At 68.8% G+C, this 26,339-nt stretch carries 21 protein-coding genes, 2 tRNA genes and 2 pseudogenes; 10 read left to right on the plus strand and 15 right to left on the minus strand.

Annotated elements, in window-relative coordinates; translation table 11 throughout:
- Positions 1-70 precede the first annotated feature (70 nt).
- A complete protein-coding gene (locus tag NMN56_RS27195) occupies positions 71-394 on the plus strand; it encodes a DMT family transporter (RefSeq protein WP_274040772.1) in 324 nt (107 codons plus the stop codon).
- A gap of 97 nt (positions 395-491) precedes the next feature.
- Here NMN56_RS27195 and NMN56_RS27200 read toward each other — a convergent pair whose 3' ends face one another.
- Positions 492-1,127 carry a TetR/AcrR family transcriptional regulator gene (locus NMN56_RS27200; protein WP_274040773.1) on the minus strand — a complete coding sequence of 212 codons (636 nt, stop codon included), beginning with the start codon at positions 1,125-1,127 and terminating at the stop codon, positions 492-494.
- 132 nt (positions 1,128-1,259) lie between these two features.
- Here NMN56_RS27200 and hisN point away from each other — a divergent pair, with 132 nt between their 5' ends.
- From hisN to NMN56_RS27220, 4 genes are all read left to right on the plus strand, one after another.
- On the plus strand, positions 1,260-2,054 hold the full coding sequence (gene hisN, locus NMN56_RS27205) for a histidinol-phosphatase (protein WP_274040774.1): 795 nt from the start codon (positions 1,260-1,262) through the stop codon (positions 2,052-2,054).
- Positions 2,055-2,164: 110 nt separating this feature from the next.
- On the plus strand, positions 2,165-2,617 hold the full coding sequence (locus NMN56_RS27210) for a CBS domain-containing protein (protein ID WP_274040775.1): 453 nt from the start codon (positions 2,165-2,167) through the stop codon (positions 2,615-2,617).
- A 159-nt stretch (positions 2,618-2,776) separates the two neighbouring features.
- Positions 2,777-4,330 carry a neutral/alkaline non-lysosomal ceramidase N-terminal domain-containing protein gene (locus NMN56_RS27215; protein ID WP_274040776.1) on the plus strand — a complete coding sequence of 518 codons (1,554 nt, stop codon included), beginning with the start codon at positions 2,777-2,779 and terminating at the stop codon, positions 4,328-4,330.
- Between the two features lie 123 nt (positions 4,331-4,453).
- Complete coding sequence (locus tag NMN56_RS27220) at positions 4,454-4,687, plus strand: hypothetical protein (RefSeq protein WP_274040777.1); 234 nt, start codon at positions 4,454-4,456, stop codon at positions 4,685-4,687.
- A gap of 659 nt (positions 4,688-5,346) precedes the next feature.
- On the opposite strand, the gene NMN56_RS27225 is transcribed toward NMN56_RS27220, so the two are convergent.
- On the minus strand, positions 5,347-5,799 hold the full coding sequence (locus tag NMN56_RS27225; RefSeq protein WP_274040778.1) for a hypothetical protein: 453 nt from the start codon (positions 5,797-5,799) through the stop codon (positions 5,347-5,349).
- Between the two features lie 210 nt (positions 5,800-6,009).
- Between NMN56_RS27225 and NMN56_RS27230 the strand changes: the two are divergent.
- A pseudogene (locus NMN56_RS27230) lies at positions 6,010-6,159 on the plus strand (ATP/GTP-binding protein); the annotation flags it as partial.
- A gap of 173 nt (positions 6,160-6,332) precedes the next feature.
- On the opposite strand, the gene NMN56_RS27235 reads toward NMN56_RS27230, so the two are convergent.
- The 9 genes and pseudogenes from NMN56_RS27235 to NMN56_RS27275 form a co-directional block, all read right to left on the minus strand.
- Positions 6,333-6,641 carry a hypothetical protein gene (locus NMN56_RS27235; protein WP_274040779.1) on the minus strand — a complete coding sequence of 103 codons (309 nt, stop codon included), beginning with the start codon at positions 6,639-6,641 and terminating at the stop codon, positions 6,333-6,335.
- Between the two features lie 140 nt (positions 6,642-6,781).
- On the minus strand, positions 6,782-7,267 hold the full coding sequence (locus NMN56_RS27240; RefSeq protein WP_280842666.1) for a flavin reductase family protein: 486 nt from the start codon (positions 7,265-7,267) through the stop codon (positions 6,782-6,784).
- Positions 7,230-8,453: an NAD(P)/FAD-dependent oxidoreductase gene (locus tag NMN56_RS27245; protein ID WP_347178668.1), complete on the minus strand. Its 1,224-nt coding sequence runs from the start codon at positions 8,451-8,453 to the stop codon at positions 7,230-7,232. The genes NMN56_RS27240 and NMN56_RS27245 overlap by 38 nt, the downstream gene beginning before the upstream one ends.
- A gap of 15 nt (positions 8,454-8,468) precedes the next feature.
- Positions 8,469-9,419 carry a MarR family winged helix-turn-helix transcriptional regulator gene (locus NMN56_RS27250; protein WP_280842667.1) on the minus strand — a complete coding sequence of 317 codons (951 nt, stop codon included), beginning with the start codon at positions 9,417-9,419 and terminating at the stop codon, positions 8,469-8,471.
- A gap of 189 nt (positions 9,420-9,608) precedes the next feature.
- Complete coding sequence (locus tag NMN56_RS27255) at positions 9,609-11,060, minus strand: MFS transporter (protein WP_274040782.1); 1,452 nt, start codon at positions 11,058-11,060, stop codon at positions 9,609-9,611.
- Positions 11,061-11,119: 59 nt separating this feature from the next.
- Complete coding sequence (locus NMN56_RS27260; protein ID WP_274040783.1) at positions 11,120-11,773, minus strand: hemerythrin domain-containing protein; 654 nt, start codon at positions 11,771-11,773, stop codon at positions 11,120-11,122.
- A 139-nt stretch (positions 11,774-11,912) separates the two neighbouring features.
- Positions 11,913-12,509 (minus strand): annotated as a pseudogene (locus NMN56_RS27265) (cation:proton antiporter); the annotation flags it as partial.
- Positions 12,510-13,701: 1,192 nt separating this feature from the next.
- Complete coding sequence (locus NMN56_RS27270; RefSeq protein WP_280842668.1) at positions 13,702-15,570, minus strand: tyrosine-type recombinase/integrase; 1,869 nt, start codon at positions 15,568-15,570, stop codon at positions 13,702-13,704.
- A gap of 158 nt (positions 15,571-15,728) precedes the next feature.
- Positions 15,729-17,165, minus strand: a complete 1,437-nt coding sequence (locus NMN56_RS27275; protein ID WP_274041075.1) for a catalase — start codon at positions 17,163-17,165, stop codon at positions 15,729-15,731.
- A gap of 163 nt (positions 17,166-17,328) precedes the next feature.
- Between NMN56_RS27275 and NMN56_RS27280 the strand changes: the two genes are divergently transcribed.
- The 4 genes from NMN56_RS27280 (at position 17,329) to NMN56_RS27295 (ending at position 20,710) form a co-directional block, all read left to right on the plus strand.
- Positions 17,329-17,742: a Fur family transcriptional regulator gene (locus tag NMN56_RS27280; RefSeq protein ID WP_274040785.1), complete on the plus strand. Its 414-nt coding sequence runs from the start codon at positions 17,329-17,331 to the stop codon at positions 17,740-17,742.
- A gap of 154 nt (positions 17,743-17,896) precedes the next feature.
- A complete protein-coding gene (locus NMN56_RS27285; RefSeq protein WP_274040786.1) occupies positions 17,897-18,664 on the plus strand; it encodes an ABC transporter ATP-binding protein in 768 nt (255 codons plus the stop codon).
- Complete coding sequence (locus NMN56_RS27290) at positions 18,661-19,527, plus strand: ABC transporter permease (protein ID WP_274040787.1); 867 nt, start codon at positions 18,661-18,663, stop codon at positions 19,525-19,527. The genes NMN56_RS27285 and NMN56_RS27290 overlap by 4 nt, the downstream gene beginning before the upstream one ends.
- A gap of 82 nt (positions 19,528-19,609) precedes the next feature.
- The gene (locus tag NMN56_RS27295; RefSeq protein ID WP_274040788.1) at positions 19,610-20,710 is read left to right on the plus strand and encodes an ABC transporter substrate-binding protein; all 1,101 of its coding nucleotides are present in this window, start codon (positions 19,610-19,612) and stop codon (positions 20,708-20,710) included.
- 182 nt (positions 20,711-20,892) lie between these two features.
- On the opposite strand, the gene NMN56_RS27300 is transcribed toward NMN56_RS27295, so the two are convergent.
- From NMN56_RS27300 to NMN56_RS27315, 4 genes are all read right to left on the minus strand, one after another.
- A tRNA-Met gene (locus tag NMN56_RS27300) sits at positions 20,893-20,966 on the minus strand.
- Between the two features lie 94 nt (positions 20,967-21,060).
- Complete coding sequence (locus tag NMN56_RS27305; protein ID WP_430542720.1) at positions 21,061-22,887, minus strand: tetratricopeptide repeat protein; 1,827 nt, start codon at positions 22,885-22,887, stop codon at positions 21,061-21,063.
- Between the two features lie 181 nt (positions 22,888-23,068).
- A tRNA-Met gene (locus NMN56_RS27310) sits at positions 23,069-23,142 on the minus strand.
- A 162-nt stretch (positions 23,143-23,304) separates the two neighbouring features.
- Positions 23,305-26,205: a UPF0182 family membrane protein gene (locus tag NMN56_RS27315; protein ID WP_274041076.1), complete on the minus strand. Its 2,901-nt coding sequence runs from the start codon at positions 26,203-26,205 to the stop codon at positions 23,305-23,307.
- Positions 26,206-26,339 lie beyond the last annotated feature (134 nt).

The raw sequence follows: 26,339 nt of genomic DNA on the forward strand, positions 1-26,339 counted from the left end.
TCCATCCGCCTCCCCCTGCATACTGTTTGCTTGCGCTTGACCCCAAAGGGAGTAACGGGAGGAAGAGCACATGGCATGGCTGCTGGTCGTCGTCGCGGGGCTGCTGGAGACGGGTTTCGCAGTCTGCCTCAAGCTCTCTCACGGCTTTACCCGGCTGTGGCCGACGGTCGCCTTCTGTGCCTTCGCGCTGGGCAGCTTCGGCCTGCTGACCCTCGCCCTCAAGCGGCTCGACGTCGGTCCCGCCTACGCCGTGTGGACCGGCATCGGTGCCGCCGGTACGGCCATCTACGGCATGGCCTTCCTCGGCGACATGGTCTCCACCCTCAAGTTGGTCTCGATCTCGTTCGTCATCATCGGCGTCATCGGTCTCCAGCTCTCCGGCAGCACCCACTGACAGCCCCACCGGCCGCCCGCACCCACGCTCCGGGACGCCCACGCGGACCCCGCCGGACGCCTGCGCGCACGCCGCGCCAACCGCTCTCCCGCAGCGGTCATTTGCGCTCCAGCAGTGCCCTCACCACCTCGTCCACCCTGCCGCACGGCCCGTCGTCCGGGCCTCTTCCCGGTGCGACGACGTACGACAGGGCGACCCGTAACCCGGTCTCGTAGGCCAGTTCCAGCTTTCCCTGCCCACCGTTGTGCGCCGCGGGCACCGGCTGCGGGCCCCCGAGCGGAAGCGTCCCGGCCTGGTCCAGGCCGGACACCGCGCGGTCGCGCAGCACGAGGGCGAGTTCGGCCGGTTCCCCCGGCAGCCCGGCGGTGGGCGCGTGGCGGGCCGGGGGCAGCGGCATGCGGGTCCCCCAGCAGCCGGTGAGCGCAGCGCGCACGATGGGCTCCTCCCGCGCGCTGCGCAGCACCCAGCCCGCCGCCGCCGCGCAGCAGGCCGCGGGGTCGGCGCCGGTGCGGCCCGCCTCGGTCACCGCGCGCGCCGCCCCGTCGAGGAAGTCCTCGACCAGCCGGTTCACGAGCGCGGCCCCGAGTCCCTCCTTGCTGCCGAACTCGTTGTAGAGGGTCTGCCGGGACACCCCGGCCGCCGCCGCGACGTCGACCATCCGCACCCCCGTCCAGGGCTGTGCCCTGACCGCGGCGTGCGCGGCCTCCAGCAAGGTCTCGCGTGCAGTAGGCATCGTTGCCTCCCCAGCCCGAGGCCCGGCGGCCCGGCGTGCGGCACAGAATTGACGCGCCGCCAAGAGGTGTCAATACAGCCCGCACCGCATGGCCCTGTGGCCGGGGGTTTCGCCGCTCGATACTGTTCGCACATGCCGGACTACCACGATGATCTGCGTCTCGCCCATGTGCTGGCCGACGCCGCCGACGCCGCGACCATGGAACGGTTCAAGGCTCTCGACCTGAAGGTCGAGACCAAGCCGGACATGACGCCGGTGAGCGACGCCGACAAGGCGACCGAGGAGTTGATCCGGACTTCGCTGCAACGAACGCGTCCACGGGACGCGGTGCAGGGCGAGGAGTTCGGGACGGAGGGCCACGGCCCCCGGCGCTGGATCATCGACCCGATCGACGGCACCAAGAACTACGTGCGCGGCGTCCCCGTGTGGGCCACGCTGATCGCCCTGACGGACCTGGGCGAGAACGGCGAGCAGCCGGTCGTCGGTGTCGTGTCGGCGCCCGCGCTCAGCCGCCGCTGGTGGGCCGCCAAGGGCGTCGGCGCCTACACGGGCCGCAGCCTGACCAAGGCGTCCCGGATCGGCGTCTCCCAGGTGTCCGAGGTGCGGGACGCCTCGTTCGCGTACTCCTCGCTGCACGGCTGGGAGGAGCGCGGCATGCTGGACGGCTTCCTCGACCTCACCCGCGACTGCTGGCGCTCGCGCGGATACGGCGACTTCTGGCCGTACATGCTGGTCGCCGAGGGCGCGGTGGACATGTGCGCCGAGCCGGAGCTGTCGCTGTGGGACATGGCGGCCAACGCGATCATCGTCGAGGAAGCGGGCGGCGTCTTCACCGGCCTGGACGGCAACCCAGGTCCGCACAGCGGCAACGCGGTGGCCTCCAACGGGCTGCTGCACGAATCGACGCTGAACTATCTGAACGCGTAGCGCCCCTTGTTGGGACTCCTGCCGCATGTGAGCATGAGAATCCGAGCGCTTGTGACCTTGTGAACTCCTTCTCGGAGAGCGGGGGTTCCTCCAAGGAGGTGGCACTTCTCATGCCCGGACACGTCCACGACGCGATGACCACCGTGGTCCTCACCATCGGCCCCGACCACACTCTCCGCCAAGCCGCCCGCCTCATGTCGGAACGCCGGGTCGGCGCCGCCGTCGTGCTCGACCCGGACACCAGCGGAATCGGCATACTGACCGAGCGCGACGTCCTCAACTCCCTCGGCGCGAGCCAGGACCCGGACCAGGAGCGGGCCCAGGACCACACCACGACCGATGTGGTCTTCGCGACGCCCGCGTGGACCCTGGACGCGGCGGCCGAGGCCATGTCGCGGGGCGGCTTCCGGCATCTGATCGTGCTCGACGAACGCGAGCCGGTGGGCATCCTCTCCGTCCGCGACATCGTCAGGAACTGGTCGGAGGCCCAGGTCCCCGTGGCCCCGACACCCTCCGACGCCCGCACCGCCCCCTCCCCCGAGGCGAACGCGCTCACCGGGTGAGCTCTCCCGCCCGGGGAACGGGGCCCTCTCCGGGGCACGCCCCCCGGGTCAGGAGCGGGGGCCAGGCCGGGGACCAGGACCGGTGGCGGGGCCCTGCGCCGCGCCGCGAGTCGGAGCAATGTACTGACGCGCCGTCAGCACTCGCCTATATCCACAAGAGTGCTGAATCCTCTGCGCCACCTCCCGGGCGCCCAGCCGCTGGCGAGGCGGTCACTGCTGGGCACGGCGGTCTTCGGGGCCGCCGCCTGCCGCACACGTGCGCCTGCGCCGGCGGGCGGCGCAGGCGGAGACCTCCCCGCGTTCAGCGTCGCCACAGGCAGGGCCGACATCACTCCCCGCCTGGGCAAGGACACGTGGCTGGCCGGTTACGCCACCACCAGTGGCCCGCGGGTCGCCACCGGTGTCCGGCGGCGTCTGTACGCCCGCTGCACCGTTCTGCGCCACTCCGGTGTGCCGCACCTGATCGTCACCGCCGACGTACTGGGGATTCCCCCCTCCGTGCACCAGGCGGTCCGCACCGCCGTCCGCCGGCGGTACCGCGTCAGCGACGCGCGCCTCATCCTCACCGCCACCCATACGCACGGCGGTCCCGTTCTGCCCGAACACCTCGACCCGTACATCTCCTACGGCATTCCGTACGAGTCCGCCGGGGCCCTCCGCTCCTACACCCGCCGCCTCGTCCGCGACCTCACGGACCTCGTCGGGCGCACCCTCTCCTCCCGCGCCACCCCGTGTTCCCTTGAGTTCCACATGGGCCACGAGGACTTCGCCGTCAACCGCGCGGGGCTCCCGCACGCGGAGGTCGCGGTCCCGGTCCTGGTGGCGCGGAACACGCACGGCGGCGTGCGCGCCGTGCTGTTCGGCTACGGCTGCCATCCGGTCGCGGCCGGCGGGGTTGAAGCCCTGGTCGACTCGGACTATCCGGGGGTGGCCGTCGCCCGCGTCGAGGAGGCACTGCCCGGCGCCTTCGCCCACTTCCTCCTGGGAGCTGCGGGTGACCAGAACCCGGGCACGCGCGACCAGTTCGGCCCCGACCACTGTGAGCGGGTCGGCGCCCGGCTGGCCGGCGCGGTCACCCGTGCCCTGGCCGGGCCGGGCCGCACCCTCCACGGCCCCCTGGCCGCCGAGTCCCGCCGCGTGGCCCTCCCCCTGGACGTCCCCCGCACCCCGCGGGAGCACTCCGTCTTCGCCGCGGCCTTCGCCTCCCGGTTGCGCGGTACCGCCACCGCACCCGTCAGGCGCCGCCACGCACATGTGATGCTGCGGCAACTGGCCACCCGCTCCTACGCCGGCACGGTGCATCTGCCGGTGCACGTATGGAAGCTCGGCGGAACCCCCGGCCTGGCGCTGGCCCTGACGGGCGGAGAGCTGGTCTCCGGTTACGCCGGCATCCTGCGGTCCCGGCACGGCGGCCCCGAGAGCCTGTGGATCGGCGGATACGCCAACGAGACCTGCGCGTACATCCCGACCGACGAACTCCTGCTCCGCACCTCAGGAGGCTCCTACGAGGGCGGCTGGGACAGGGACCATCCGCGCGTGGCAGGCGGCTCCATGGCCCCCTACGGCTGGCTGAGCCATTTCCGCGGCAAGGCCGACGCGGACGCTGCCGACGGCGTCGAGCAGATCCTCGTCCACGCCCTGGACGAGATGCTCACCACGACGCCCCGCACGGCCGGCGAACCCGGGACGATGGCCCGCCTCTCCCCCCTGTGAGCCCGCTCCGGTGGAAGGGATGGAGCCGTTCGGGTCGCTCTGCCGTCGCGTCGCCTCGCGATGAAACAACGACGTAGCGGTACGAGGTATCTGTAAAAGGACTCATCACACCAGGAGGTCGCCATGCGCATGAGCGCAGTCACCAAGTCCGTCGCAGTCGCCTTCGCCATCACCGGCCTGATCGGCGCCGGCGCCGCCACGGCCCAGGCCAGCGGCAAGCCGCACCACAACCACTACAAGCACGTCAACACCGAGATCGAGAAGGAGTACACGAAGATCTTCAAGTCGGACGACGACAAGTTCCTCAACGACAACACCGTCTTCGTCTTCGGTGCTCAGAAGCGCCACGCGTTCTGAGCGACCCGCTTGGCAACGCTGGAGGGCCCCCGTCGACCACGCCGGTCGAGCGGGGGCCTTCCCGCGCGTGTGCCCGCACCCGGGCCGCACGGACAGCGCTCCGCGGTCACGGGTCGGGGCGTCCCCCGAAGATGACGCCGGGGAGCCGGCCCCATCCGCCGGCCTCCCGCGTCTGCCCCTTACGCACCGGAGGGACCGGAGCCCAAAACTGTTACCGTCCTGACCTGCAAGGACACGGCAGAACTCGGACATAGACCCCCGTTCCCCCCTCCCTCGACCCCACTCGATCCCTCTCGATCCGGGTGGCGTGTTGACGCGTCAACACGCCACCCGAACCAGTCACACCCCGTCTTCCACGCCTGATGCCAGTCCTGCCGCCAGTGGAACTTCACGGGCCCTGGAACACCTCACCAAGCAAACCCTCGGCTTCGCGAACGAATTCGCATCCCTCACCGTTGGCGCTGATGGCGGCGAGGCGCCGATGGGGCCGTGGGGCAAGAAGGTGTTGCCGGCCTTGACGCGTTCGCTGTTGTCGGTCAAAGCACTCCTGGGCCTCATCCACTCCGCGCCACCCTGCTACCTCAACTCCGGCACGGCACATGGGCCCTGACTGGTGGCCTCCTGCCCCACTGCGCCGCCCTACGAGCAGCGTACGAGCACTAATCAGCCCACAGGGACCCGCTATGCACCTCGCACTGGGACTCCGGCAGGGCCGGCGAACTCCTGGCCGGGGATGCGTCTCCGCACGCCACCTCCTCGACAGCGGCGCCTCCTTGCACTGGCAAGAAGTCGGCGCGGGCGAGATACAGGAGAGACGCAGGGCCAAGAACATCGAGGACGGGCAGCACCTCACGCAGCCGATCTTCGTCGAGGAGCCCTTCACCGGACAGCTTGCTTGAAGCGCCGACCATCAGCCGGGCGACCTGCGCACTCGGCACGGTGACGATGCCGGCGCCATCGATCACCACGATCCCCGTCCACGACTGCGGACACAACCGCGAGCCAGGAGAGACCACGACGTCCGCACTCTCCGAGGAGGCGAACTCCACTGGCTCCATCGCCAGCTCCACCCATAGCTCCCGGGCCCGGTCACACAAGAGATCGCTCGTCATGCCCGTATCGTGCCGGGCCTCACGCCTCGGAGCGATTGATTTACAACGAGGCCAGTACCCTCGGCCTGCGACGCCTCGCGCACCACCCTTCCGCTCACACAGGTGGACCGCACGAACGAGCGGAAACAATGCCCCAACCCACGTCGCGAACAAGTAGTCTATGAATCGTCGCAGTTCAGAGCCGGTATCCGAGCTCCTGCGGTCGGTAAAGTCGACGAGATCCACCGGCTCAACCCCCGCACCACCACCGGCGCCCAGAGCGCCGACCTGATCAAAGACCTCACCGAACTCATCGGCGCGACGTTCGTGTACGCGGGCATCGACGTCACCTCCACCCCACTGTTCTCCGGAGTGCGTGGGGGTCTGTCCGTCGTCGAGGGAGAACGCCTGCTCCCCAGTTCAAGAGCCGGTTCGGCGACCGCCTCCCCCTCCAACCAACCTCACCCAACGTAACCACCGCAGGAACCCCAACCAACCGGAGCACATCACGCATCACACACAGAGCAGTTGACATCCTCGGCGGACCACGGCCATCACTCCTCGGCAGCGGCCTCCCGGATCAGCGGCTCGAACTCCCGGCGCACATAGGCGTCGAACGGTTCCGTCAGCGCGCCGTCGATCACCCGCCGCACCCGGTGCTCCGCCGCGAACTCCTTGATCGCTGCACGGGAGTCCGGCCCCACACCCCCGCCAACGATCAGCACCGCGAACTCCTCGGTCTCCAGCAGCTTCCGGGCCTCGTCGTCGGTGCTCACTCCCTCCGCGTCAAAGCCGTCCGCACGCAGCGTGGCCAGCACCTCCGTCACCCTGGCGGGCGTCCTTCCCAACACCAGCGTCCTCATGGCCGTTCCTCTCCGGTACGTCGACATCGGCGCATCCGAACCTAGAAGCTCAACAGGGCTTGAGGTCAACCCCCAACTCCCACCCGCCTCTCGCGCGCCCCGGTCCCTTGAGCGGCCTTGCCCCAGTCGGCGGCTGCGCGTCATCGCGGCCGCGCTCTGCGGCCATGGCGGCGCATGCGGCCACGCTGGACAGTACGCCGCCGGCCACGAGCCCCGCACGGGCGCTGGTGTGCTCGGCGAACCAGCCGATCGTCGGTGGTCGACAGCACGAGCCAGTCCTGAGCCACCACCATCATCCAGGTGCCCGATACGGAGATCAGCTGACCGGCCGTGAAGTAGCGGGCCAGCGACTGCTGACGCCCGGACAGGAGGTTCACGGTGAAGCCGCCGCTCTCGTCGAGCAGGCCGCGCAGCCGGGACTTCTTGTGCAGGCAGAACAGCACGAGCGGGGGGTCGAGGGAGACCGAGGTGAAGGAGTTGACGGTGGTGCCCTCGGCTCGGCCGCTCAGCCCGGTGGACACCACCGTGACACCGCTCGTGAACAAGCCGCACACGCGGCGCAGACTCAACGGCTCGACGGGCTGTCGCTCAGGGGTGCGGGTCAGCGATCGCGCTGCTGCGGACATACTCATCCCTTTCATGAGGGTGTCGTGGGTGTGCCGCGCGGGTCACAGGAGCTTGCGGACCTTGGAGCCGGCCTTGACGATGCCGAGCAGGAACTCCCGGCCGACGCTGCTCATCTCCGCCGGGGCCCGCGTCGACGCCCAGTACAGGAAGCGGGCCATCGTCGGCACGGACGGGTAGATGAAGCGCTGCTTCTCGTCCTTCCAGCCGAAGACGGGGTTCACGACGGGCGAGTCGCGCAGCGTCTGGAAGATGATGTCGGCGGCCTCGTCCCCACCGAGCGCGCCCGCCTCGTACTTCTCGTAGGCCTCCGCAGTGGTGTCCAGGATCTTCTTGAAGGAGTCGGTCCGGGGCCACCACAGACCCGGGTACGGGACCCGCTCCAGCTCTTCGAAATGCTCCTTGCGGCCGTCGCGGGCGTGGGTGCTTGAAGCGGGCCGGCTGCTCGCGCAGGCCGAACTTATCCGCGAGCGGCGAGCGCGCCCCGGAGGCGTCCACCAGGTACTTTGCCCGATACTGCTCGGCCTTGGCACCAGGTGCGGCGCTCTTGCCCGTGACGGTCACGCCGTCGGCGTCGAAGTCGACCTCGCTCGCGCGCCAGTTCTGCCGGGGCACACAGCCGTACTTGATCGCCACGTGGAACATGAACGAGTCGCTGTCCTGGCGGTGCAGGTGGCTGTTCTGGTGGAAGATCATGGGCAGCGCCAGCTGGGTGGCGGCCCGCGGGTCGGGCTCCTGGCCCACCTCGTGCTTGATGAAGCCGAAGTGCGCCTTGGTGCCGAAGGTCGGGCCGATGTCGCGGGTGGACGCCTGGACGCTGGCGAGGCTCTTCAGCTCGGGGATGTCGTGTCGCTCGGAGGGGATGTGGATCCACTCCACGAGCTGCGGGGTCATGGACTCGCCGACGGCGAAGCGCGGATGGGCGGCCGCGTCGACGAGCAGGACCCGCGCCCCGTGCTTGGCCAGGATCGTGCCGGTCACGGAGCCGGCCAAGCCCGACCCCAGGATGATGACGTCGAAGGTCATCTCCTCGGGTATGTGTGCCGATTCCGTCGCGCCTTTGGTCATCTTCGTGACCATGAGCTGACTCTTTCTTCGGGGCGGAATACCACATAGAAAAAGCTCTTCATTCAACGAATGAAGAGCTGTGGAAAAGACATGAAGAAGCCGCTGAATTAAGCGTGACATGTTGCGGCCAGAGGGTCAACTCCTGGCCGGAACAGTCGACTTGGCGTTCTGGGAGAATTCGCTTCCGGAATTCGCTTCAGCGTGTGCGGATGCCAGAAGTTTCAGCAGCAGCGCCCGCAGTTCGTCCGCACCACCCGGGCCGAGCATGGCCGCCACGTCGGCGGCGAGTTCCTGTACGGCCGCGGTGACGACGGCGAGTTTCTCCCGGCCCGAGTCGGTCACCTCAAGGGCGTACCGGCGCCGGTCGCGCGGGTCGCGGCCACGACGTACGAGCCCCTGCTTGACCAGTTCGTCGACGAGCTGCGAGGCGGCAGGACCGGTGATGGCGAGGAACTCCGCGAGCTGCTGCTGCGCACAGGGGCCGGAGGCGACGAGCGCCGACAGGGGACCGTAGTGCCGCACGCGCAGTCCGGTGCCGGTGAGCTTGTCGTCGCCGTGCTTGCGCAGCCGGAAGTGGGCCTGCGCCATCAGGTACTCGGTGCCCTGCACGAGCGGCTGCGCCGGCTCGGGCAGCAGCCGGGCCAGGAGTGCGTCGAGCCGCGCGGTCTCCTCGCGGGTGAGCACGGCGGTCAGCTGCGCGTCACGCTCGGCGACGGCCCGGCGCCGGGCCTCGAGAGCGGTGCGGCCCCGGCCGGTCAGGGAGAGCACGTACTGGCGCCTGTTGTCGGGGTTGCGGGTGCGCTGGGCCTCGCCGCGGGCCTCCAGGCGGTCGATGACCTGGACCATGATGGTGCGGTTGATGCCGAGGCGCTCGGCGAGGTCGAGCTGGGAGGCCCAGTCCTGGCCGCTCAGAGCGTCGAGGACGAGGAAGTCCCGGGAGTCGGTGTCGGTGCCGTCGGGGGTGGCGGAGAACTGTGCATGGACCCGGCGCAGGAGGTAGCTCACATAGTCCGCGAGCGGCTCCGGGAGCTTCCCCGGGACCTCGGCGGACTCCTCGGCCCTCGTCACGGGAGTCGCCGGATTCATCTGACTCCCCGCTTCCTGGATCTCATCGCGTGCACGCTGCAAAACAGCACCTCCTGCCCGAGTATAAGTGCGGTGCACTCGCCGTTCCCCCGAGTGCACCGCGGCCCGGAGAACCAGTGGGACGGGCAGGCCGGCGGCCCCGCCGCGAGGGAGGGGCGGGGCCGCCGGGTGGGTCACAGCCGGACGGGTCTATGCCCCGTCCCGCTGCGGCTGGGGGGCCGACTTCGGCGCGGTGAGCAGCGCCGTCAGGAGGGCCAGCAGGTAGAGGCCGCCACCGAGCAGGAAGCCGTACGTGTAGCCGGTGTTCAGCGCGTCGGGCGTGGCCGGCCGGGACTGGTTCTGGGTGATGACGGTGGCCGCCGCGGCCAGCACGGCCAGGCCGAGCGCGCCACCGAGCTGCTGCGCGGTGTTGATCAGGCCCGCCGCGGCACCGGTCTCCTGCGGCTCGAGCCCGCGGACGCTGATGCCGGTGATGGCCACGAAGACCATGCCGAGGCCGAGAGCGGACACCAGCTGCGCGGGCAGCAGCGCGGCCCAGGGGTTCTGGCCCGGGGTCAGCAGGCTGAGCCAGACCATGCCGAGGGTGCCGACCGTCAGGCCGATGGAGATCACCGAGCGCTCGGGCATCCGGGCCAGCAGCCGCGGACCGATGCCGCCGGCCGCGATCAGCATGCCCACCGCGTAGGGCAGGTAGGCGACGCCGGTGACCATCGGGCCGTAGCCCTTGACCACCTGCATGTAGAGGGTCAGGAAGTAGAAGGTGGCGAGCATGCCCGCGGCGACCAGGAACATCACCAGGTTGGCGCCGACCCGGCTCTTGTCGGCCAGGACGTGGCCGGGGATCATCGGCGCCCGTACGGTGCGCTGGATGAAGACGAAGACGGCCAGCAGGACCAGCGCGGCTCCGAGGGCGATCAGCGCGGCGGTGTCGAGGCCTCCCCCACCGGCGCGGGTAATGCCGTAGAGCAGGGCGCCGATACCGAAGGTGGCGGTCAAGGCACCCGCCACGTCGGCCTTGCCGCGCTCACGGCCGCCCTCGACGAGGACGCCGGTGCCGAGCAGCACGGCCAGGGCGATCGGGACGTTGATGAACATGACCCAGTTCCAGCTCAGGTACTCGGTCAGCGCGCCGCCGAGCAGCAGGCCGACGACCGACCCGAGTCCGCCCATCGCGCCGTACACGCCGAGCGCCTTGTTGCGGCTCGGGCCCGCCGGGAAGGTGGTGGCCAGCAGGGACAGGGCAGCGGGCGCGGCCATGGCGGCGCCGAGGCCCTGCACGAGCCGGGCGGTGATCAGCAGCCCGCCGGTGGTGGCCATACCGCCGAGCAGGGAGGCGACGGCGAAGATGACCAGGCCGATCCGGAAGACCCGCCGGCGGCCGAAGAGATCGCCGGCGCGACCACCGACCAGCAGCAGTCCGCCGAAGGCCAGGGCGTAGCCGGTGACGACCCAGCCGAGGCCGGACTCACTCAGGCCGAGGGCACTCTGCATGCTGGGCAGGGCCACCGACACGATGGTGCCGTCCAGGACGAGCATCAGCTGTGCTGCGGCGATCACAAGGAGTGCGAGGCCGAGCTTGCCGTCCTTCTGCGGCGGTGCCGCGGCCCTGGGGCCGGCCTGGGCGCTGTCTTGCAGCGACATGAGCTCTCTCCGATGTCTCTGGGCTGGGGGATGGGTACGACGGGGCCCGCGGTGGGGAGTCAGGGGGTGGTGGTTTTGGTGCCCCAGGGGTCCAGCGCTTCGTAGGCGGCACGCCATTCGGTGTCGTAGGCGTTGCGGAGCTGTTCGGGCATCTTGGCGAAGAACGGGGTGAGTTTGGCGGCGGTCATGTCGTCGACGAGCCAGGGCAGGTAGCGGCGGGAGTCGTCGCCGACGCGGGTGCGTTGTTCGGTGGCGAAGGCTGCCCACTGCTCCTGGCTCATGGTGATGTCCATGAGGGCCAGGGCCTCGTTTTCCTCGTGGTCGAGGTGGCCGTTGAGCTTGGTGTAGAGGGTGTCGGTGAGGCCGCCGAGGCGTTCGGGGCCGGAGTCGCGGTCGGTGAGGGCCGCGTCGATGTCGGCGAGGAGCGGGTCGATGACGGCGTGTTCGGCCTCCATGGCGTCCAGGAGGGCCAGCTCGTCGGGCCTGTCGGCCAGGACCTGCTGCATCACCGGCCACACGGTGAGGTCCTCAGAGGTGTGGTGGATGGTCAGGAACTTCTTGAACAGTTCCCATCCGACCGCGGTGCTCAGGATGTGGCGGGGGTCCTCGTCGACGCGGGCCGTGATCCGGGCGATCCGCTCCAGTTCGCGCCGGAGGGCGTCGTGGATGGCGTACATCATCGTCATGTCGTGGTTCTTGAACTGCTGGCTCATCACTGTCTCCCTCAGTGCTGCACTGCTGTGGCGCTGTCCCCGACAGTATCGTCAACTAGCTAATCTATCAACACATCAAACTAGCAATGCACCAATGATCAGGTACCCAAGGGATTAGCGGGGCAGGGCGGAGGCGCCTTCAACGGGTCCCGGCAGACTCAAGGACCGCCCCTTCTCGGCCGGTGCGGGGACGGCCGTCGTCCGGATCCGGATCCTTCGCACCGCGGCGGACCCGGCTGAGCACGGGCGAGGTCGCGGCCGTGGTGGCCAACGCCATCAACACGAGAATCGTGAACAAGTCGGGCCCGATGACCCCGAGTTCGAGACCAACGTTCAGCACGACCAGCTCGGTCAGGCCCCGGCAGTTCATCAGCGTGCCGATGGACATGGCGTCTCGCCAGCCCTGGCCCGTGAGCCGGGCCGCGACCGAGCCGCCGCCCCACTTCCCGAGCACCGCGACGGCGAGCACGGCGCCCGCCCACAGCCACTGCGTGGCGTCACTGCCAAGCAGCGACACATCGGTCTTCAGGCCGGTGCTGACAAAGAACAGCGGCAGCAGCACGGGCACGGTGAACGCCCGCACGCGAGCCGCGGTGGCCTCGATCTGCCGCCGGCCGCGCGGAGTGATCGCGCCCAGCAGGAACGCGCCGAACAGCGCGTGCACACCGATCCCCTCGGTGGCGTACGCGCTCAGGCACAGCCCGCTGAACAGCACGACCAGCACCACGCCGTCGGCGTACTCGCGCTCGGGCGGATGCGGCAGAGGCGGACTCCTCGACCCCGGTCGCCTCGACCCCGGTCGTCACGACGAACGACAGCCGGGCTGATGCCGCCTGAAGCCGACTTCGGGCCCGGTCTCTTCCCGCTCGCGGCGGTGAACGGGGCCGGGCCCGTTCACGTTGATGAACAACTGCCCCTCATCGGCGAGCCAACTCCCGTGCGTATACGGGCCGTTGAATGGCTGGCCCGGCTGGCCGACGAGTCCGTTCAGGCCCGGTACTGGGCAAAGGTCTACCGAACCTCGTCAACCGAGGACTGCCGGTTCTTCCTCGGCGGGACCTCCAGCACCGGCCACGCCTCATTCCGGGCCGCATCCCGGCCGGGGCGAACCAGGCGTGGGACCATCCCTGCCCACCTTTACGGCTACCAGCTCGCGCACGGAGTGATCCCACGACTCGGCTGGGGCGACGACCACCCCTCCGTCTGCCACACATGTGACAACCACTCCTGCCAGCAACCCCAGCACCTCCGCCTCGGCACCCCTGCGGAAAACCGGGCGGAATGGCTGGCCCGACGCCACAACCCTGACAGTCCCCTCGCGGATCTCCGCGGGCCTGCAGGCCGTTCGCGAGCCATCGGGGCCGCGATCCGCAGAGGGCTGTCACTCGGCGAATCCTCACCGGACACCGCCCTCCGAATCCGTAGAGCCGCAGCAGTCGGCAGACCACTGAGTCTCTGGTAATCGCTCCGGCGTTGCAGCACACAACAACTTCGCGCGGCGCCGAACTACGCTTCCTTGGAAGGCAATTCACCCAGACCCCACCAACCCGACTCCGCTTGTGCGGGAATCAATGCGGGCAGATCCGGGCCGCCTCCGTACGCTTCGGTTCACCCCCGCGCGCGCGGGGAGCACACGTCCATCGTGTGCTGTGGGGCAACGCCTACCGGTTCACCCCCGCCCGAGCGGGGCTGGTCCTGGGTGCGGACTCATCCACACCATCCGCACGGTGATTGCCATTTGAGCGTGTGGGCCAACTTGCCCCCGGTCCAGGTGAGTCACGCTTCCATTCGGTTTCGGTGCCTGCTGAGCCCAGCGAAGCACTGTGGGGTGGCTCGTAAGCCTGTTGTCGCTGCCGTGGCCATCAGCCCACATGTCGCGCACGCAGGCGCCCGCCGAGATGTGAGCCTCCCCGGGCTTCGTTCGGACGTCAGGCGTCGAGCGTCAGTGCCGCCGTGTCAACCGCCCCTCGGGCGGGATCAGAGTGCTCCTCGCAGACCTTGCGAATGCCTGCACCGATCTCTTCGGCAGCCCGCTTCACCGCAGCTCCGTTGATCCCGCGAATGTGAGCCTCCGTGGCGCAGCCCGGCCGAGGCCCCTCGCGGTACTCGGCGGCTTTCGTGGTGAAACTGTCGATCTCAAACTCCCATGTCCACCGGCTCGTCAAGGGATAGGACTCGCGCGAGAGGGCGCCGCCGTATGTGACTGTGACGTGATGGACGAACTGCCGGTCGGGCATGCGCGTCCACACAGGTCCGTCGCCGGTCCACTCCGGACGTTCTTCCGGGCCGTCAGCGCCTCGTGCGCTCCCCTTCCCGGGGCATCCGCCGGTGCGCATGGCCTCCAAGTCGCCATCGTGGTCGTCCATCCACTGGTCGAGGACGTCTTGAGCGACCTGGGCATCGCTGAAGGGGACCTCTTGGCCCGCAAGAGTGACGACGAACACGGCTCCGACTTGCTTCGGAGAAGGAAGATCGCCCGCATCGATCCAAACGTCTCCGGAATCTCCGGAGCGCGGCTGCGGCAAGGGCGGCATCCCGGCCGCTGCTTCACCGCGACCGGAGTACGCGAGAAAGTTCGGCAGAGGAGCGGTGGGGTCCATGGCCCACGCGACCGCAGACATGATCTCGTCGTCCAGCGCGTCCAGGAGATGCCCGTAGCGGTCCACGGTGGTGGTGATCGACTCGTGCCCCAGGCGCCCCTGGATCGCGGGCAGCGGGACCTTCGCAGCGATCAACCAAGAGGCGTGGGAATGGCGGAGGTCGTGGACGCGGGGCTGTTTGATCAAGCCGTACTTCTCGACCGCCAGTTCGATGGCCGGTACCCAACGCTGGCGGCGAAACGTCCCCGCATCCCACTGGCCTCCCCTGGGGGCAGTGAACAGGAGGTCATCCTTGGCCTTACCCTTCGCACGCAGTCTGAGCTTCTGCCAGAACTGCTCAGTGACCACGATGGTGCGACGGCTCTTCCGCGTCTTGGGCGCTCCGAGATACGCCTTGCCGTCCTCGTCCTTTTTCCACGCGCGCTGGATGCGAATGGCGGGCCTTCCACTGCGGCGGCGCAGATCGCGCGGCTGGAGCGCGGTGACCTCGCCCCAGCGTGCACCAGTCTCGCCGAAGGCTTCCAGCATCTCTTTGGCGTCTTCAGCTATGCATTCCTGAAGCCAGCCGAATTCCTCACGTTCGAGGAAAACCATCTCTTCATCGATCTCAGCACTGTCGAGGCGTGGAATGCTCGTGAACTCACACGGGTTCGCTGTGCGAAGCTGAGGTTCGGCCTCAACCGCAGCCTGCAGGATCTGGTGCAGGACGCCATGCTGATTCTTGATCGTCTTGGGCGCGTACTTCGTCCGCGGACGACGCCCCTTTGCGTCGAGGGGAGCCGCCGCACCAGCCTTCAGGTCGTCGACCCACCGCTGGACCATCTCGCGGCTGATTCCACCTTCGCCGTCCCGGACGGAGTAGGGCTTGAACCAAGGCGACATGTTCCGCTGTACATATCGCCGGTACCTGCCCCTCGTGTCACCTTGCATCCCGCTCAGGAGATCGATCACCTTCATCGCGAAGGGCTCGAACATCTCGTCCGGGGTCCGGACGTCCTCAGCAAAGCCTCGGCCTCGCATCCAACTCGGCGGCCACTGCTGACCGTGTCCGTTCACCAGGTCCCGGAAGCGCGTCGCGGCAGTCTCGTCGTCGAAGACCTCGGACTCCTGCTTGGCGGACTTGGCCCCGCCTGCTCGGAACAGCACGGTGTAGCTCATCGTGCCGTCGCTCTTCTTCCGTTTCCTGATCGAAGCCATGTTGCGCACGGGACGACGGATCGGTGTTGACATCACGAACACCGAGAGGTCGCCCCTTCGATATTTGCGCAGGTCAGGGGAGCATCAAGGTGAACGCACCGGAGGGACCGGAGCCCCATGGCGTCCGGTCCCTCCGGGCTCGTTCGGCGAGCGGTCGGTCAGCCGCGCAGGGCCTGAACCGCGGCTTCCAGCCGCTTGCCGAAGTCGTCGTCCGCCTTGCGGAAGTTCTCGATCGCGCGGCGCGCTATGTCGTCGCGCGAGACGCCCGAGATGTTGCCCGCGAGGTTGTCGATCAGACGCTGCTTCTCGTCCTCCGACATCAGACGGTAGAGATTGCCGGGCTGGACGAAGTCGTCGTCCTCGGCGTGCGTGGCAGCCGGGTGCGTTCCGGTCGTCCCGCTGACCGTGGCCGGCTCCCACGAGGCCCTGCCGGTCTCGGCGGGGCCGCCGAAGCTGTTCGGCTCGTAGTTCTTCGTGCCGCCGTGACGGCCGTCGTACATCGCGCCGTCCCTGCCGTAGGAGCGGGCTTCGGCCGCCTTCGGCTCGTTCACCGGCAGCAGGTCGGCGTTGATGCCGACGCGGTAGCGGTGCGCGTCGCCGTAGGCGAACAGCCTGCCCTGGAGCATCTTGTCCGGGGACGGGCCGATGCCCGGCACGAAGTGGTGCGGGGAGAAGATCGACTGCTCGGTCTCGGCGAAGATGTTCCGCGGGTTGCGGTTCAGCTCCAGCTTGCCGATCTCGATCGGGGGGTAGTCCTCGTGCGGCCAGACCTTGGTCAGGTCGAACGGGTTGAACCGGTAGTTCGCCGCGTCGGCGGCGGGCATGATCTGCACCTGCACGGTCCAGGTCGGGTAGTCGCCCTGCTCGATGGCCTCACGCAGGTCACGCTGGTGGCTGTCGGGGTCCTTGCCCGCCAGCACCTCGGCATCCTCTGCCGTGAGGGTCTTGATCCCCTGGTCGGTCTTGAAGTGGTACTTGACCCAGAAGACCTCGCCGGCCTCGTTGTTCCACTGGAACGTGTGCGAGCCGTACCCGTTCATGTGGCGGTACGAGGCGGGGATGCCGCGGTCGCCGAAGAGCCACGTCACCTGGTGCGTGGACTCGGGCGACAGCCCCCAGAAGTCCCAGACGTTGTCCGCCTCCTGCGAGCCGGTGTACGGGTCGCGCTTCTGGGTGTGGATGAAGTCGGGGAACTTGATGGCGTCCTTGATGAAGAACACCGGGGTGTTGTTGCCGACGAGGTCGTAGTTGCCCTCTTCGGTGTAGAACTTCAGCGCGAAGCCGCGGGGGTCACGCACCGCGTCGGGGGCGCCGAGGTTGCCCGCGACGGTGGAGAAGCGCAGGAAGGTCTCGGTCTCCTTGCCGATCTCCGAGAGGAACTTCGCGCGGGTGTACTGGGTGACGTCGGCCGTCACGGTGAACTTCCCGTACGCGCCCGCGCCCCGGGCGTGCACGATGCGCTCCGGGATGCGCTCGCGGTTGAAGTGCGCGAGCTTCTCCAGCAGCAGCTGGTCCTGAACGAGGACCGGGCCGCCGACACCGGCGGTCTGGCTGTTCTGGTTGTCCGCGACCGGAGCGCCGGCTTCCGTCGTCATCGGTCCGGTGGTCTCGTTCTGCACGGTCACGTGCGCCTCCTGTGCCTCAGTGCTGTCCTTGGGCCAACCACGAGCGATCCTACCTTGGACATTGTCTAAGTCAAGATGAATCCGAAACTCATACGGGTTCTGCTCATGGACATGGCGCTGCTAGTCTGGAGACATGAGTGACCTGCTGGAACGGCTCCGTGAACGCGGCTGGCGGCTCACCGCGCAGCGGCGAGTCGTCGCCGAGGTACTCGACGGCGATCATGTCCACTACACCGCCGACGAGGTCCACGCCCGTGCGACCGACCGACTCCCGGAGATCGCCCGCGCGACGGTCTACAACACCCTGAGCGAGCTCGTCGCCATCGGTGAGGTGCTTGAGGTGAGCACCGACGGCCGCGCGAAGCGGTACGACCCGAACGCGCGCCATACGCACCAGCACCTGGTCTGCTCCCGGTGCGGCACGATCCGCGACGTCCACCCGACGGGCGACCCGCTGAAGGCCCTCCCGGAGGCCGAGCGGTACGGCTTCACCATCGCGGACGCCACGGTCACCTACCGGGGCACCTGCCCGAACTGCGCCTCCTGACCCAGGCACCGACCGCACTTCTCAACGACCCGTCCCCTTCCGGGGGACGGGTCGTTCGCGTTGCCGCGCGCACGCCCCTTGCTGGAATCTGACGGGCCGTCATATCGTCGCGACCGGATGAACAACTTCCCCCATCCCACGACGGGGAGTCACCATGCCGAAAATCCGCGCCAGCGGCCTCACCCGGACCTTCGGGCGGGGCTCCCACCAGCTCACCGCGCTGGGGCCCGTCGAACTCGACGTCGCACGAGGCGAGTTCGTCTGCCTCGTCGGCCCCTCCGGCTGCGGCAAGTCCACTCTCCTGCGCATCGCGGCGGGCCTGCTCCGCCCCACGACCGGCGAACTGGAACTGCGTACCGACGCCACCCACCCCGCCGCCATGATCTTCCAGGACTACGGCATCTACGACTGGAAGACCGTTCTCGCCAACGTCCGCTTCGGCCTGGACATCCAGCGCGTCCCCCGTAAGGAGGCGGACGCGCGTGCCCACGAGTGGCTGCGCCGCATGGGCCTGTCCGACTTCGCCGGCGCCTACCCCGCCGCGCTCTCCGGGGGCATGCGCCAGCGCGTCGCCATCGCCCGCGCGCTCGCCGTCGAGCCCGAGATCCTGCTCATGGACGAGCCCTTCGCCGCGCTCGACGCGCAGCTGCGCACCATCCTCCAGGACGAGCTGCTCGCGCTCACCCAGTCCACCAGCACCACGACGCTCTTCATCACCCACAGCCTGGAGGAGGCGCTGGTGCTCGGAGACCGCGTCCTGGTGATGTCCGCCAGGCCGGGCCGGATCATCGCCGAACGCCGCCCGCCCTTCGACCGGCCCCGTACCGGCGAGGTCCGCTCCGACCCGCGCTTCACAGCGCTCAAGGACGAGCTGTGGGAACTGCTGCGGGACGAGGTCGGACAGGAGGCGGCCGTCTCATGAGCACCCTGGAGAAACCCCGGTCCGAGGAGGGGCGCGTGATACGCCGCCCCGGACCGCGCGAGACCCGCCCCGAATCGGCGCACCGGCGCCGGCGCACCCTGGAGGTGTCGCTCGCCGTCGCCGTACCCGTGGTCCTCGTACTGCTGTGGCAGCTCGCTGCGACCCAGCAGTGGATCGACGACCGCGTCTATCCGGCCCCGTCCTCCATCGCCTCCGACGGCTGGCAGCGTGCCCTCGACGGCGAGCTGTGGCCCGACGTGTGGGCCACGCTCAAGCGCGTCCTGGCCGGGTATGTGATCGGCACCGTTGCCGGCTACCTACTGGGCCTGCTCATGGGCGCGCTCCCCCTGGTGAGGGCCGCGCTGGAGCCGATGATGGACGCACTCTACGTCGTGCCGAAGCTGGCCCTGCTGCCGATCTTCCTCAACATGTTCGGTCTCGGCGAGGGCCCGCAGATCGCGCTCGTCGCCGCCACGGTCTTCTTCTTCGTGTGGATCTCCACCATGGCCGCCGTCCTCGCCGTGCCCGAGGGCCACAGGGACGCGGGACAGGTCTTCGGCGCGAGCCACCGGCAGATGTTCCGGCATGTGCTGCTGCCCGCCTCGCTCCCCGCCGTCCTCGTGGGTGCCCGTATCGCCGCGGGTGTGGCGGTGCTGGTGATCGTCGCCTCCGAGTCCATCGCCGCCTCCGACGGCCTGGGCCACCTCATCTTCGACTCCCGCGCGCTCTTCCAGAACGACGTGATGTTCGTCGGCATCGTCTGTGTGGCCATCCTCGGCGTCGTCTTCTCCGAACTCGTACGGATCGCCGGGCGGTTCCTCACGCCCTGGGCGCCCCGTGACCGGGGCCGCGGCCAGTCCTGACCACTCACCGGAGGTCCCTTTGCGCACCCCTGCATCCGCCCGGGGCGCCCGCCCCGCCACGGCTCACGCGCTGGTCCCGACCGTGACACTCGCCCTCGCTCTGGTGCTGTCCGCGTGCTCAGCGCAACAGGACAGCGCCCTCAGCACGGAACCCCGCACCATCAAGCCCGTAGCGGGCTGCGACGACAACGCCTGGACCGACCCGGGCAAGCTCAGCGGGACACGCTCGCCCGCCCGCTGCGACAAGGGCGCCCCCGCACCCAGACCGCTGAAGAAGCACCGCAAGATCACCATCGCCACCAGCACCCTCACGGCGGAGTACGTAGGGCCTCTCCAGATCGCCATAGAAAAGGGCGAGTTCAAGAAGGAGGGCCTGGACGTCGACCTGAAGGTGCTGCCCACACCGGAGGCGCTCCCCCTGCTCGCGAAGGGCGAACTGGACGCCCTGTGGGCGGCGCCCGAGGCCGCCGTGATCAACGGCATCAACAGCGGCTTCGACATCCGCTGGGTCGCGGGCAACTTCTCCCCGGCGCCCTCCTCCAAGAGCGGCCTGTGGACCAGGCTGCGCAAGGGCGAGACCCCGGACTCCGTGCACCTGGCCGACCGCAAGGTCGGCACGCTGATCGGCAAGGGGTCGGTGATCTCGTACGCGATGGACAAGGTACTCGCCCAGCACGGCGCCACGATGAAGTCCATGTCCTTCCAGCAGCTCGGCTCGTCCGACGTGCTCACCGCGCTGACCACGGGCGGCGTGGACGCGGCCTGGCTGCTCGACCCGGTCTGGCGCAAGGTCGACGGCGACAAGCGCTACGCCTTCCTGGGCGGCCAGCCCGCCGGTGAGCCTCTGGGCGGAGCGCTGTTCGGCCCGAACCTGCTGAGTGACGACGTGGACGCGGGAGTGGCCCTGCTGCGCGGCTACATCCGCACGATCAACACGTACTTCGCCGGCGACTACAAGAAGAACGCCGCCTTCGTGGCGGAGCTGGCCAAGGCACTCAAACAGGACGCCAAGGTGGTCAAGTCCGTGCCCTCGCTCCGGATGGACTGGGAGATACGCAAGGGCACGACCGACAGGCTCCAGAAGGCGTACCGCGACGCGGGCGTCACCGAGGGCAAGCCACTCCCCGAGGAGAAGCTGGTGGACCGCAAGCTGTACGCCGAAGCGGTCGGCCACAAGCCCTGAACAGGTGGCCACGGTGCGACCGCGCCCGGCCGGACCGGCTGCTGAACGCCATGGGCTCCGGACCTCACGGGCACGCAGCACGTCACTACAGGGACCACGTCCGACGTCCCTGCGGGGACCGGCTCACTACAGGCACACATGACGAAGGCCCGGATCCTGAGATCCGGGCCTTCGTCTTTCAGTAGCGGGGACAGGATTTGAACCTGCGACCTCTGGGTTATGAGCCCAGCGAGCTACCGAGCTGCTCCACCCCGCGCCGTTGTGTTCACAACCTTAGCCCGGACCGACGACCTGTGCAAATCGAGGTCCCGGGAGACGGACGGGGCCCGTGCGACCACGCGCACGGACCCCTACGCCGTCAGCTCGGCCCGCAGGGCCTCGCGGAGTTTGGCGGCGCGCTCGGCCACCTCTGCCGGGCCCAGCTCGACCGCACGCGCGCACCAGAACTGGCCCTCGGCCAGCTCCCCCCTGCGTGCGTTGATCAGCGCCAGCCGCAGCGCGGCCCTGCCGTGCCCCGCCTCCGCGGCGCGGTTCCACCACACCACGGCCTCGGGCTCGCTGCCCTCGCGTGCCAGGAGCAGTCCGAGGTTGAACGCACCGTTGGGGCTGCCTGCCTCGGCAGCCGCGCGGTACCAGCGCGCCGCGTCGACGACCTCGCCGCGCGCCGCGACGCACATGCCCAGCCGCACCTGCGCCCTGCGGTGCCCGCGCTCCGCCGCACGCTCGTACCACTCCTCGTACTCGGGCCGCGCCATGTTCTCGGTACTGCCCAGGTGGTGCGCGGAGCCCAGTTCGCCTTTGCCCTCGCTGCGGCGTGTGACGCGCTCCAGCAGCGCGCCGAGGCGGAAGGCGCCCTCGACGCTGCCACCGCCCGCCGCGCAGCGCAGGTGCCGCTCGGCGGTGTGCAGCTCGCCCTCACGCAGCAGTGCCATGCCCACCTGGAGCGCGGCCTCCGCGTGCCCGGAGGCCGCGGCACGCTCGTACCACGCCCGCGCGGTGCGCTCCTTGCCGCGGCCCGCGTGCAGGATGCCGAGGTTGAAGGCCGCGTCGACGCTGCCCGCCTCGGCCGCCTTGGAGAACCACGGCTCGGCGCCCTCGGAGTCGCCGCGCTGCAGCAGCAGCACGGCGAGCGCGTTGGCGGCCTCCCTGTGGCCCGCGTAGGCGGCACGGCGGTACCACTGCTCCGCCTGCGCCGTACGCCCCTGAGCGGCGCACAGCAGCCCGAGGTTGAACGCGCCGTTGTCGCAGCCCGCGTCGAGAGCGACGCGGTACCACCGCTCGGCTGCCTGCCGCTCGCCACGGTCGGCGTGCAGCGCGCCCAGCGCGTTGGCGGCGTTCCCGTCGCCGTCCTCCGCTGCCCTGCGCCACCACACGGCGGCGCTCTCCTCGTCACCCGCGTCCCGCAGCAGGAACCCCAGGGCGCAGGCGGCCCGTGCCTCACCGTCCTTCGCGGAGGTGAGGTACCAGCGTCCGGCCTCCTTCAGGTCGCCACGGCGCTCCAGGATCGCGCCCAGGCGCAGTGCGGCCCTGCGGTGCCCACGCGCCGCGGCCTGGCGGAACCATCCTTCAGCCTCTGCCTCGGCACCGCCCGGGTACGCGGAATCGCTCTCGCCGGTCTCCTGTCCCTGCGCGGTCACCAGCTGTGCGACGCGGTACGCGGCCTCCCGGTGTCCCTGCTCGGCTGCTGCGCGGAACCAGCTCTCGGCACCTTCCTCGCCGCGGTGCTCCAGCAGGTCGGCGAGCGCGTAGGCGCCCAGCGCGTGCCCCGATTCGGCGGACTGCCGCAGCCAGTAGTGCGCTGCGGGCTCGTCGCCGCGCTCCCGGTGGTGCCGGCCCAACGCGTGCGCCGCTGCGGCCGATCCGGCGACGGCGGCGGTGCGCCACCACCCGGCGGCCTCCTCCGGGTATCCCCGCTGGTGCAGCAGAACGCCCAAGTTGTTCGCCGCCGCGCGGTCACCGCCGGCGGTGGCGGCGCGCAGATGCGACTCGGCCGCGTCCAGGTCGCCCCGGCGCAGCAGTTGGGCGCCGAGCATGCTGGCCGCTGTCATCGTTTCGGCGGTGCCGGAGTTCCCGGCGCCCACCGCGGTGTACGGCTTGTCAGCTTCCTCCGCGTATTCCTCCACACTCAGGCCCGGACCGGTCCACACCGGGTCCGTCAGCCTTGCCTTATCCCCCATAAGCCCCATCGTCGCACCACCTGCAACCCGCGTACACCTGGTATACCGCAGCCAGTGAGGTCACTTCAGCGTTTTGTCGACTTCCCGACAGGCAGATGTCTCAAACGCGGGGACGCGCAGCGCACCCCGCACAAGCGAAGAGGCCCGGAGTCTGTTGACTCCGGGCCTCTTCGTATCCGAGTAGCGGGGACAGGATTTGAACCTGCGACCTCTGGGTTATGAGCCCAGCGAGCTACCGAGCTGCTCCACCCCGCGCCGTTGTGTTCACAACCCTACACCACGTTCCGCACTGCCCTGGCCATGGCTTCTCCGTCCTTCCGGCGACAGGGGCCGGGCCGGAACGCCGAACGGGCGGCCCCGCACAGTCAACCCGACCGTGGGAGCCGCCCGTTGAGAGGCGGGTGTCGCTCGTAGGAGCTAGTTCTTGTCGGAACCGCCCTTGTCGTCTGCGTTGGCCGCTTCCTTCAGGGCGTCCTCAAGTGCCTCCTGCTGCTTGCCGTACTCCTCCCAGTCCCCCTTCTCGATCGCCTTCTGGCCGGCCTCGTAGGCGGACTGCGCGTCCTTCAGCGCCTCTTCGACCGAGGCGTTGGGCGGAGTGGGGGTCTTCTCCTTGTCCGCGCCTTCGTCCGAGCCTTCGTCGCCCTCTTCGGGCCCTGTCTTGTCGGTGCCCTCGTCGGATCTGCCCTCGGTGTCGAAGATCTTGTCCAACGCCTTGTCCAACGTGTTCTCGAACGCGATCTGTTCGCCATAGGTGACCAGAACCTTCCGCATGCGCGGGTAGTTGGTTCCGGCACCGCGGACGTAGACGGGCTCCGCGTAGAGCAGGCCGCCTTCCAGTGGCACTGTCAGCAGGTTGCCGTACTCGACCTCCGAGTCACCCCGTTTGAGGAGGTTGATCGACTCGGCGATCGTCGGATCGGAGTTGAACTTGCTCTGCACCTGCGAGGGCCCGGACACCGTGGTGTTGGGCGGCAGTCTCAGGATTCTGATCTTGCCGTACTCGTCGCTTCTCGCGTCCGCGTCGATCGCCATGAAGGCGCCCAGCGTCTCGCGTTTGTTCGGGTTGAAGGTCGTCGTCAGCGAGAACCGCTGTTCCTTCTGGTCCGGCATCTTCATGCTCAGGTAGTACGGCGGAACCGCGTTGCCCTTGTGCGTCGGGTCGTCCGGGATCTGCCAGCGCTCACTGCCGCTGTAGAACTGCGAGGGCGACGTGACGTGGTAGGTCGTGAGCAGATCGCGCTGCACCTTGAACAGGTCCTGCGGGTAACGCAGGTGGTCCATCAGGTCGTTGCTGATCGCGCTCTTGGGCTTGACCGTGCCGGGGAACGCCTTCATCCACGTCTTCAGCACCGGGTCCTTCTTGTCCCACTGGTACATCTCGACGTCGCCGGTGTAGGCGTCCACCGTCGCCTTGACGGAGTTACGGATGTAGTTCACCCGGTTCTGCTGCGCGACCACCGCGCGCTGGCCGTCGGTCAGCGAGTCGGCCGTGGTGTCCCCCAGCGTCGTGCGCGACGAGTAGGGATAGCCGTTCGAGGTGGTGTACGCGTCGACGATCCACTTGGTGCGGCCGTCGACCACCGCCGGGTACGGGTCGCCGTCGATGGTCAGCCAGGGCGCGACCGACTCGACGCGTTCCTTGGGCGTGCGGTTGTACAGGATCCGCGAGCCCTTGCCGATCGCCCCGGAGTACAGGATCTGGGGCTCGTTGAAGTTGACCGCGTACGCGGCACGGTTGACCGGGTTGGAGAGGTTGACACCGCTCTTGCCCTTGTACGTGTACGTCTTCTCACCCTTGTCGTCGGCGTAGTCGAGCTCCTTCTGGGGCCCGCCGACGATGGAGTACTGGGTGGTCTTCTCGCCGTAGTAGATGCGGCCTTCGTAGTCACCCTTGTCGCCCTTGGGCGGCAGGTCCTTCTCGGTGAAGTCCGGCGAGCCGTCGCTGTCGACCGAGGTGCCCTTGGCCGCGACCATGCCGTAGCCGTGGGTGTACTTGAAGTGCTCGTTGATCCAGTTCTTCTCCGGGATGCCGTCGGTGTTGATCTCGCGGAGACCGACGACGGTGTCCTGCTCCTTGCCGTCCTTCTTGTAGCGGTCGACATCCAGCGTCTGCGGGAACTGGTAGTAGCCACGCACCTGCTGCTTCTGCTGGAACGTCGGCGAGACGACGCTCGGGTCCAGCAGGCGCATGCTCGCCGTCGTGTCGGCGGCGTCCCTCAGCTTCTCGTTGTTGGCCTTGCTGGTGCCGGAGTAGTCCCGTACGTCGGAGTCGTCGATGTCGTACGCGTCGCGCGTCGCCTCGATGTTCTTCTTGATGTACGGGGCTTCCTTGGCCTGCTCGTTCGGCTGGACCTGGAACTTCTGCACGATGGCCGGGTAGAGCCCGCCGATGAGGATCGCGGAGAGGACCATGAGGCCGAAGCCGATCACCGGCAGCTGCCAGGTGCGGCGCCAGATGGTGGCGAAGAAGAGCACCGCGCAGATGATGGCGATGATGAACAGGATGGTTTTCGCCGGCAAGTAGGCGTTGGCGTCGACGTACTTCAGGCCCGTCCAGTTGTCGGTCGCCTTGAAGTCGCCTGATTTGACCGCCAGTCCGTATCTGTCGAGCCAGTAGGCCACGGCCTTCAGTGCGACGAAGACGCCCAGCAGGACGGAGAGGTGCCCCGTCGCCTGAGCCGTCGCGCGGGCGCCGGGAGTGGTCACCCGTAGTCCGCCGTAGAGGTAGTGCACGAGCGCGGCGGCCAGCAGCGAGAGCACGGCGGCAGCGAAGCCGATGCTCAGCAGGAAGCGGTAGAACGGCAGATCGAAGGCGTAGAAAGAGACGTCCTTGCCGAACTGGGGGTCCTTGGAGCCGAAGGAGACCCCGTTCACCCACATCAGCCAGGTGCGCCACTGGCCCGCCGCCGAGGCTCCGGAAATCAGCCCGACAAGCGCGGTGATGCCCAGCAGCACCCACTTCTTGTAGGGCGCGAGACCCATGCGGTAGCGGTCAAGGCTCTGCTGTTCCAGCGACATCGCGCTGAGTGGTGGCCGCAGCCGGTGTGCCAGCCAGATATTGAAGCCGACCGCGGCAGCCATCAGCAGACCGAAGACGGCGAACATGCCGACCTTGGTCCACAGGGTCTTGGTGAAGACCGAGCTGTAGTCGACAGAGCGATACCAGAGCCAGTCTGTCCAGAACCCGGCAAACATGACAAAGAGCATCGCCAGTACGGCCAGCACGCCCGCTGTCATCAACAGCGTTCGGGCACGCCGGGACGGCCGGCCCACTCTGATCCGTGGTCCGGAGGGACCTCCTGAGCCCCTGTCCGGCATCTGGAAAGCCAAGGTGCGCACCTCGAAGATTCGCAGTTTATGTAGCGCTGAAGCTGGGCCCGCATCGTAAGGCCCACCTAGGCAACTTACTCAAGCTTTACTCAGTTCCCGTTTCCGGGGTCGGAGGCGGCACG

Origin of the sequence: Streptomyces iconiensis, from assembly GCF_028657195.3 — a bacterium.
GTDB classification, from domain to species: Bacteria; Actinomycetota; Actinomycetes; order Streptomycetales; family Streptomycetaceae; genus Streptomyces; species Streptomyces iconiensis.

Excerpts from the sequence above, each read along its gene's own strand:
- NMN56_RS27195 (WP_274040772.1), top strand. The coding sequence starts at position 71 with ATGGCATGGCTGCTGGTCGTCGTCGCGGGGCTGCTGGAGACGGGTTTC.
- NMN56_RS27200 (WP_274040773.1), bottom strand. The coding sequence starts at position 1,127 with ATGCCTACTGCACGCGAGACCTTGCTGGAGGCCGCGCACGCCGCGGTC.
- hisN (WP_274040774.1), top strand. The coding sequence starts at position 1,260 with ATGCCGGACTACCACGATGATCTGCGTCTCGCCCATGTGCTGGCCGAC.
- NMN56_RS27210 (WP_274040775.1), top strand. The coding sequence starts at position 2,165 with ATGCCCGGACACGTCCACGACGCGATGACCACCGTGGTCCTCACCATC.
- NMN56_RS27220 (WP_274040777.1), top strand. The coding sequence starts at position 4,454 with ATGCGCATGAGCGCAGTCACCAAGTCCGTCGCAGTCGCCTTCGCCATC.
- NMN56_RS27225 (WP_274040778.1), bottom strand. The coding sequence starts at position 5,799 with ATGACGAGCGATCTCTTGTGTGACCGGGCCCGGGAGCTATGGGTGGAG.
- NMN56_RS27235 (WP_274040779.1), bottom strand. The coding sequence starts at position 6,641 with ATGAGGACGCTGGTGTTGGGAAGGACGCCCGCCAGGGTGACGGAGGTG.
- NMN56_RS27240 (WP_280842666.1), bottom strand. The coding sequence starts at position 7,267 with ATGTCCGCAGCAGCGCGATCGCTGACCCGCACCCCTGAGCGACAGCCC.
- NMN56_RS27245 (WP_347178668.1), bottom strand. The coding sequence starts at position 8,453 with ATGTCACGCTTAATTCAGCGGCTTCTTCATGTCTTTTCCACAGCTCTT.
- NMN56_RS27250 (WP_280842667.1), bottom strand. The coding sequence starts at position 9,419 with ATGAATCCGGCGACTCCCGTGACGAGGGCCGAGGAGTCCGCCGAGGTC.
- NMN56_RS27255 (WP_274040782.1), bottom strand. The coding sequence starts at position 11,060 with ATGTCGCTGCAAGACAGCGCCCAGGCCGGCCCCAGGGCCGCGGCACCG.
- NMN56_RS27260 (WP_274040783.1), bottom strand. The coding sequence starts at position 11,773 with ATGAGCCAGCAGTTCAAGAACCACGACATGACGATGATGTACGCCATC.
- NMN56_RS27270 (WP_280842668.1), bottom strand. The coding sequence starts at position 15,570 with ATGGCTTCGATCAGGAAACGGAAGAAGAGCGACGGCACGATGAGCTAC.
- NMN56_RS27275 (WP_274041075.1), bottom strand. The coding sequence starts at position 17,165 with ATGACGACGGAAGCCGGCGCTCCGGTCGCGGACAACCAGAACAGCCAG.
- NMN56_RS27280 (WP_274040785.1), top strand. The coding sequence starts at position 17,329 with ATGAGTGACCTGCTGGAACGGCTCCGTGAACGCGGCTGGCGGCTCACC.
- NMN56_RS27285 (WP_274040786.1), top strand. The coding sequence starts at position 17,897 with ATGCCGAAAATCCGCGCCAGCGGCCTCACCCGGACCTTCGGGCGGGGC.
- NMN56_RS27290 (WP_274040787.1), top strand. The coding sequence starts at position 18,661 with ATGAGCACCCTGGAGAAACCCCGGTCCGAGGAGGGGCGCGTGATACGC.
- NMN56_RS27305 (WP_430542720.1), bottom strand. The coding sequence starts at position 22,887 with ATGGGGGATAAGGCAAGGCTGACGGACCCGGTGTGGACCGGTCCGGGC.
- NMN56_RS27315 (WP_274041076.1), bottom strand. The coding sequence starts at position 26,205 with ATGCCGGACAGGGGCTCAGGAGGTCCCTCCGGACCACGGATCAGAGTG.